This is a genomic window from Georgenia alba (assembly GCF_042665525.1).
Taxonomy (GTDB): domain Bacteria; phylum Actinomycetota; class Actinomycetes; order Actinomycetales; family Actinomycetaceae; genus Allobogoriella; species Allobogoriella alba.
On record NZ_JBHTCQ010000008.1, the window covers coordinates 1 to 670 of the forward strand.

At 47.2% G+C, this 670-nt stretch carries 1 protein-coding gene; it reads left to right on the top strand.

Features of this window, described 5'->3' with window-relative positions:
• Positions 1 to 670: group II intron reverse transcriptase/maturase (gene ltrA, locus ACFQQL_RS19095; protein WP_465254083.1), on the top strand; the 670-nt coding region annotated here is incomplete at both ends.

Sequence of the window (670 nt, forward strand, 5' to 3'; positions counted from 1 at the left end):
ACCTATATTCCTTCTCCCGTCCGTCGAGTCGAAATCCCGAAACCAGACGGAGGAGTAAGGAAGTTAGGCATCCCGACCGTGACCGATCGTTTCATCCAGCAAGCAGTTACCCAAGCTTTAACTCCGATTTACGACCCGACATTCTCGCCGTGCAGCTTCCGTTTCCGACCAGGAAAGCGTGCGCACGACGCAGTCAAACTCGCTCAGTCTTACATCCGAGAAGGATATCGCTGGGTTGTAGATATTGATTTAGAGAAGTTCTTCGACAAGGTCAACCACGACCGATTGATGACAACATTGGCACGAACTATAAAGGACGTGTCGCTCATTAAACTTATCCGAAAGTACTTACAAGCCGGTGTGATGGAGAATGGACTAACAACGATGAACGTCGAAGGGACACCACAAGGTGGTCCCCTTAGTCCTCTCCTCTCCAACATCGTGTTAGACGAACTGGATAAGGAACTTGAACGCAGAGATCATCGCTTTGTACGTTATGCGGACGACTGCAATATCTATGTAAAATCAAGAAGAGCAGGCGAACGGGTTATGAACGACATTACGTCATTCATCGAAAAGAAACTAAAACTGAAGGTCAACCGTGCTAAAAGTGCGGTCGACCGTCCATGGAAAAGAAAATTTCTAGGATTCAGCTTTACCAACCATATAG